This window comes from Brochothrix sp. (assembly GCF_017549435.1).
Lineage (GTDB): Bacteria > Bacillota > Bacilli > Lactobacillales > Listeriaceae > Brochothrix > Brochothrix thermosphacta.
Map to the genome: position 1 here is coordinate 1 of NZ_JAFYUW010000161.1, position 6,672 is coordinate 6,672.

The window sequence follows — 6,672 nt, forward strand, 5'->3', positions numbered from 1 at the left end:
TTACTAAAAGGCGAAACCTATTGATGAAGTCCCTGATCAAGACCATGTATTACATTTTTTCGTTCTTTTTTCTCATTTAAGAAAACCAGTGCATAATATTTACCATCCATTAATTTAGTCTTATCTACTTTAGTCGGTTTTTTCAACAATGGGACTTCTATTTTATAAAAATAGAAACCATCTTTTTCCTCCAATGTATTTAAATCATTTTCATAAAAAGGTGATTCCGCATAGAGTGCTGATTTATTTTCAATAGTTTTTGTATATTTAGCTAAGATACCGTTACCCTCTTCTTCGATAACCTGATAGTAGCTCATCTGTTTTGTATTCTTTAATTTGTCGATAACCTTCTGAGGGTAACCTACCTCAAAACATATGTTCAATTTTTTCCCTTCAATTGTAAACGTAGGTTTTGATATCGACACACCATCACCTGTAAGTTCTTTAAAGTAGTCATCCAACGAATCGTATTCTTTTTGTTCCGTTGTATTATTTGTTTTCCCTTCTTTTTCTACTGAAGCAGTATTAACTGCACAGCCCCCAAGTAAGATAACTAACATTACACTAACTATTAAAAAAAATTTCATGACTTTAGCTCCTTTGCTCTATAAAAATCGCTATTTGATTATACTAAAATAAAATATCCTACTATTATTTTATTTTTTTAGATACTTTAGATGTGTATTCACAGTGTGAATACTTTGCATCGACTGGTTTTCTCTTAATAACTTTTCCTCTATCATATCTAACGATGTTACCACGAGTAGTATATACTTTCGAACCAAATTTAATCGTTGTTTTTGTTTTAGCAGGAATAGTCCAAGTATGCTGAGTTGTAACAGTCTTAGATTTTCCAACCCCAATCTCTGCTTTCACTCCCACTTTAGCTGCAATCATTTTAAAATCTGCAGTTGTTGAAACACTGCCTTTTAAAAATTTATTACGTGTGACAGTTCTTTTTATAGTATCTGCTTTTTTGCTATTATTAACTGCCTCTGCCTTATATTTAATTTCTACCGATGAAGATTTATTTGTTGCTTCATAAATAGTCGCAGAATAATCAATGTATCTTGCGTTTTTTGAAAGTATTGGCTCTTTATCTAAAGGAAAAACTTCTGGTTGTTCTAACAAAATTTCAACACCCTTGATACCATTTTTCAATTTAAATTCATTCAGTGTATCCGCTTGTATAATACTTGGTTTTGCTAAAAAAAGTAAAGCAATCATTCCCAACACAATTCTTACAACGCTTCTTTTCTTTATCATAAATCCCCCTCCTATTCTTCAGAACAACAGCTTTGATAAAAAAACAGATTATTCTGTTATTATCAGTTTAAAGTATTTAATGCAAAAAAAAACAGCTATTATTGGGGCAATTGTATCTATTAAACTCAAAAAAAAATAATCTAGAGTAATAGATGGCTCTTGAAACATCAAAAGGCCAATCATTAATCACAGATTATCTTAATTAAAATTTACTGAATTTTTTATCTTAAAGTTTTTTATTCTAATACTTAGTTTTAAATGCACTATACAAACAAATAAGGCTCAATGTTGCCAGCGCAATTGAAGACGAAATTATTTTCACAAGGTAAATCTCAAAATATTCTTCTGACGCCATAATAAGTGTTGGCAAAAAAAAGATAAAACTAGCTAAAGCTACCGATAAACCTAACAATAATTTTTTCATAATTTCTCCTTATTCTACTAGATTTAATCGTTATCTAGACCACGTCGTTTATAATAATATAAAAACGCAACTAAACTAACAATTAACCAAATAAAGTGCACAATCACTGTATGTGTTGAAATCGGATCAGCAGATTTTGAAGCTAGATTAGCAATCGATTCACTCATACCACCTGTATATAAGTAATCGGCAACTTTTGCCATTCCTTCGTTCATATTAGAGAACAAGGGGATCATCATTAATACCATCATTAAAGGTACCGATAATAACGAAGCCGTCATTTGCGTATTAGCTACTAACCCTACAAGACCACCGATAATCAATGTGATTAAACTCGAAAATGTTGTTATTAAGATATATAAACCAATATTTATTCCAGAAACACCACTCACTGGCAATAGTAATATATTAACAATAACCATAATCAAAAGCACAGGTGCCATACTACCAATGAAAAACTCGCTCCCTTTTACTGAAGAAGTCATTAACACTCGTAATGTGTTTTTTTCTTTCTCTTCTGCTAAAGGCATACTTGATGCCATAATCCCTGTCATCATAATATTAAAAAGTAATCCTAACTGTAAAAAATAGGATTGCATAAATTGAGCTTCTTCTGCATTACCGCCACTTGGCATTATTTTACGATACATAAATACAAAGCCTAGCGCCATTAATGGACCAATCATAATTGATAAATTCGCCAATATCATTCTTAGTTTCATCATGAAAATAACCTTAACTTTTCTTAATGAGATGTTCATTGTAATTCCCTCCCTGTAACTGTGAGAAAGACAGTTTCTAGTGTTGGCTCCGTTGAATGCAGAGTCATAACTTCATCAGCTGATAACCAATCTGTTAATTTCTGCATATCTTCTTTTGTATTTTGTAACTCAACTTGAGTACCGTCATTCAGTAAAACTTTATATGCTTTTGATGTATTATATTTTAAACACACTTCTTTTGGCTTACCTGATTCAACAATTTCTCCCTGAAATAATAGAGCGACATTATCACATAGTTTAGTTGCTTCTTCCATGTTATGAGTTGTTAAAAAGATCGCTGTCCCTTGATCACGAAGCTCCAATAACAATTCATGTATTTCACTGGCTGTAGATGGATCAAGACCACTAGTAGGTTCATCTAAAAAAAGCATTTTGGGCTGATGTAAAATTGCACGTGCCAAGACAAGACGCTGTTTCATCCCTTTAGATAATTTACCTGTTGGTTTTTTCTTATCTTCTAATAGTCCAACGCGCTGTAAAACTTGATCAATTCGTTTTGTCTCAACATTCAGTAATTTTGCGAAATAGTGAAGATTATCATAGACGCTGAGTTTTTCATATAAACCACTATTATCTGTCACAATACCAATTTGTTCATAGATTGACTCATTGATTTCACGCGTATCTTTTCCTAATAAAATGGCAGTACCGCTTGTTTGTTTTAACTGCCCTGTTAGTATTTTTATGGTTGTTGTTTTTCCGGCTCCAGAAGGTCCTAAAAAGCCTAATATTTCACCACGTTTAATGTTAATTGAGATATCTTTTAATGCTGTCCTATTACCGAATTCCTTAGCAATATGATTCATTTCAAGTACATTTTGTAATTCCATTAAATCGCTCCTTTTAACTAATTATATAGTTATTTTAACATAGTATTAACAAACAACCTATCTTGATAAAAGATAGGTTACTGCAAATTAGTCGTTATTATCTAAAATGAAAACGTTTAACAAGCTCCGCTTTAAACTGTTTATCTGAGAAAATAATCATGCCGATAATCGTTATTAACGAGTACACAATCGTCGCAATTGTTGGCCAAATAACTGATGATAAGTTGAATATAAATAACAACATTGGGCATAAATTGATAAAAAACATTGCAAAAATATAACCGATATCATCTTGCCATAACGAACGTTTCCAAAGTGCGATGAGTGTCATTAAAAAGGTTGCACCCATACCAAGCAAAGGTATTGTATAGTTGGTTGACCACTGTTCAAATCCTAAGCAAAGATCAATCACAAAGAAAAACAACGCCAGCCAGATATAATGATACAGCAATCGTTTACCAATGTGATTTTTTGCAAGTAGCGTGCCCTTAATAACAATCCATAAGTAAAAAATACCAAAACCGACAATAACAGACCAAAATACGCTATTTAGATTTAATGTCAGTAAATTGATAGTCAACGCAACCATTACAACGCTAATAGATAAAAACAAAAATATTTTTTCTTTTGAAATACGATTGACCTTTTTATAATGAATTGTATAGTCTGGATAAGTTGTTTGTGCAGATTTTTCTTCTTTCAAACTATGACCACATAATGGGCAATGTAAATGTTGCTCAGCTATATTGACATGACAGCGAATACACTTAGTCATCTAACACACCCCAATCATTTGAATATATTTCTACATCTAACTCTAATTCTTTTGAGAGGTATGTAAAGAAAAATTGTAAGATATCAACATCAACAATATTACGTGCAAAGGTAATAGTCATACGATCACCCACAGTACATAAACTACAATTAAGTGGACTGTTTTTTGTCGGATACATAATTGTTTCTAACGCCTCTATCTCATCCGCCATTTCAGGTGGAAAATTCACCCTACCTAAATTAGACATTGAAATGGTCTTTTTATTTTCACCTAATTTTTGAAAACCAATATTCATAAAATAGCTTTTAAGAAAAAGTGGAACAAAATAAGCTGACTTTTTTCGTTCAAGCGATACGTAGTTATAAATAAGGTTTTGTAAATGTTCTTTGCTCGTTTTATGTACTAGCATGCTGTTACAACGTTTAATAATACTGCTGATTGTGGTTTCTTTTTCAACAAACACACCGATATTAACAACACCAAAAAAATTACGTAAGGTTTTAGAAGGGAACGCTTTTCTTAAATTAACTGGGACAGCTACAACAATCGGTTGATTTTTACGGTCATATTGTACTCTCGTTTGATGAATAGCATAAATAAGAATACCTGTTAATAACGCCGTAATCGTCACATTCTCTTTTTTTGCCAATGCATTAAGTGCAGCTGCACTGACAACCCCATGAGTCACATTTGTCCCTGGTGTATTAAAGGGCATACCTTTGATATGATATGCTTTTTGATTTTCCGTAGTTTCAACATAACACGGTTTATAATACCTTTGGAAACTGTCCTCTGCTTCAGCTAAACTATTCGTCGATTCTGCAGTTAGAATGTCGCTGCCCACAGTGAACGAATTGCCATTATTTTTAAAGTAATAGTACAATAACGTTTTTAAAAATTCGATTGCACCATTACCATCAGTTAATGCATGAAACATTTCTACTGCTATGCGTTTCTTATAATAAAGCACACGGAATAAATAACCATTATTTTGTTCAGTGTGAATGGTACTGCAAGGAAAATCTTGCTCCTCTTCTATCTTCAATTCTTTTTGATTATCATCTAAATAATTCCAAAAAACACCTTTACGCAACTGTACGGTAAACATTGGATAACGTAATAATGTTATTTTTATCGCTTCTTTTAATGCCTCAGGCTTAACTTCTGTTTTTAATATGGCTGCAACTCGAAAAACAGAAGAATTTCGTTCACTTGTTACAGATGGGAATACTTTTGCAGCATTATCTAATTGATACCATTTTTCCATTGTTTTGCCCCTTTTATAATCGTTACTCTGACTCCTTTAATCTTAACATAAGTTTGTTAACTTATAATACTAATATCGTGGCGGATTTATCCACTTTACGAGATTAGTATGGGTGCTGACATTGTTGCGAAGATATGAGCTTACAAAGACAGTATGGGACGGAAATTGCGCAAGCAATTGAGTACCAATCCTTCTATTATTGACTTAGGAGTCTCATTCCTTCTATCCATTCATAACTTGTGAGTACCTTTCAACCAAATTATTGAAAAGCCCCTATTTCCTGTGAATGTTTTTCAGTATTTTTACATTGCACTTCATTTGAAAAGAGAGCACATTAGTTTAGTTAAAACTATTGATCGATAAGCTGAAAAATTTTGTGTTTTAGAACAACCATTACTAGGATCAAAAACAAAAAAACACACCAACAGGTGTGTTTACGATTATATATAACAACAAAATGGACAACTACATCTCATTTTTTTATGACTGATTATTTACTTTGTACGCCATACTTTTATGCAAAATATGATGCTGAAAATTAAACCCATCGCCATTACTATCCCTATAGCTATTTGCATAACATTCCCCCGAATCCTTTATATTATTATTTTAGCACAAAGGAACCGCGAGTTTGTGAGCAAAATGTGTCATTATTAGGTCGTTTCTGCCAGTAGCTGTTTATCTTTACGACCGTGTAAAAGGAAGTAAACAAAAATTCCAACTACCATATAAGCAGCCAACCCTAGATAAACGCCTCGGTAACCGAATGTTGGAATAAGATAACCTAATGCAACTGGTCCAAAACCAAGACCTAAATCTAGAAAAATAAAATAGGTTGAATTTGCTAAACCCATTCGTTCCTTAGGTGCAGCTTTAACCGCAATAGCTTGCGTTGCTGATTGGAAATTACCGTACCCTAAACCAATGATTGCCGCTGCTAATAAAAACATCAGTGTAGATGTACTTTGACTAAGAAGAACCAAACCAATTGCAAACAAAATAATGCCTGGGTAGATGATGCTATTACCACCACGTATATCCATAATTCTTCCTGTAAATGGACGTGATGCCAAAATAATCAAAGCATAAACTAGGAAATATAAACTCCCAGCAGATATTAAATTAACTTCAGCAGCATAGGCGGTAATAAATGAAAGTATACTTGAGTATGCCAATGCTCCATAAAACATCATCAATGAAATTGGTAACGAACGCACTTCAAAATACTGACTCCATTTAAAACCCGTTTGTTGTACATGTGAAATGATATAAGGTGGTTTAATAAATAATGTAAGTAACAGACTCACAACACCTATAATAAATGAAAA

General features: G+C 32.6%; 7 protein-coding genes. All 7 read right to left on the bottom strand.

Going from position 1 to position 6,672, the window contains the following annotated elements; all coding sequences use genetic code 11:
* Positions 1-17 precede the first annotated feature (17 nt).
* On the bottom strand, positions 18-587 hold the full coding sequence (locus IKV95_RS10455; RefSeq protein WP_069131466.1) for a hypothetical protein: 570 nt from the start codon (positions 585-587) through the stop codon (positions 18-20).
* 64 nt (positions 588-651) lie between these two features.
* Positions 652-1,266, bottom strand: a complete 615-nt coding sequence (locus IKV95_RS10460) for a hypothetical protein (protein ID WP_287451792.1) — start codon at positions 1,264-1,266, stop codon at positions 652-654.
* 447 nt (positions 1,267-1,713) lie between these two features.
* Complete coding sequence (locus IKV95_RS10465) at positions 1,714-2,451, bottom strand: ABC transporter permease (RefSeq protein WP_069120787.1); 738 nt, start codon at positions 2,449-2,451, stop codon at positions 1,714-1,716.
* A complete protein-coding gene (locus IKV95_RS10470) occupies positions 2,448-3,302 on the bottom strand; it encodes an ABC transporter ATP-binding protein (RefSeq protein WP_069120785.1) in 855 nt (284 codons plus the stop codon). The genes IKV95_RS10465 and IKV95_RS10470 overlap by 4 nt, the downstream gene beginning before the upstream one ends.
* A 97-nt stretch (positions 3,303-3,399) precedes the next feature.
* A complete protein-coding gene (locus IKV95_RS10475; protein WP_029091410.1) occupies positions 3,400-4,077 on the bottom strand; it encodes a DUF6320 domain-containing protein in 678 nt (225 codons plus the stop codon).
* Complete coding sequence (locus IKV95_RS10480) at positions 4,070-5,344, bottom strand: hypothetical protein (protein WP_029091409.1); 1,275 nt, start codon at positions 5,342-5,344, stop codon at positions 4,070-4,072. Before IKV95_RS10480 ends, IKV95_RS10475 begins: the two co-directional genes overlap by 8 nt.
* A 653-nt stretch (positions 5,345-5,997) precedes the next feature.
* The coding region (locus tag IKV95_RS10485) for an MFS transporter (protein WP_287451796.1) at positions 5,998-6,672 on the bottom strand (675 nt) is incomplete at its 5' end.

Bases quoted from the DNA above. Each gene is read 5' to 3' on its own strand.
- IKV95_RS10455 (WP_069131466.1), bottom strand. From the start codon at position 587: ATGAAATTTTTTTTAATAGTTAGTGTAATGTTAGTTATCTTACTTGGG.
- IKV95_RS10460 (WP_287451792.1), bottom strand. From the start codon at position 1,266: ATGATAAAGAAAAGAAGCGTTGTAAGAATTGTGTTGGGAATGATTGCT.
- IKV95_RS10465 (WP_069120787.1), bottom strand. From the start codon at position 2,451: ATGAACATCTCATTAAGAAAAGTTAAGGTTATTTTCATGATGAAACTA.
- IKV95_RS10470 (WP_069120785.1), bottom strand. From the start codon at position 3,302: ATGGAATTACAAAATGTACTTGAAATGAATCATATTGCTAAGGAATTC.
- IKV95_RS10475 (WP_029091410.1), bottom strand. From the start codon at position 4,077: ATGACTAAGTGTATTCGCTGTCATGTCAATATAGCTGAGCAACATTTA.
- IKV95_RS10480 (WP_029091409.1), bottom strand. From the start codon at position 5,344: ATGGAAAAATGGTATCAATTAGATAATGCTGCAAAAGTATTCCCATCT.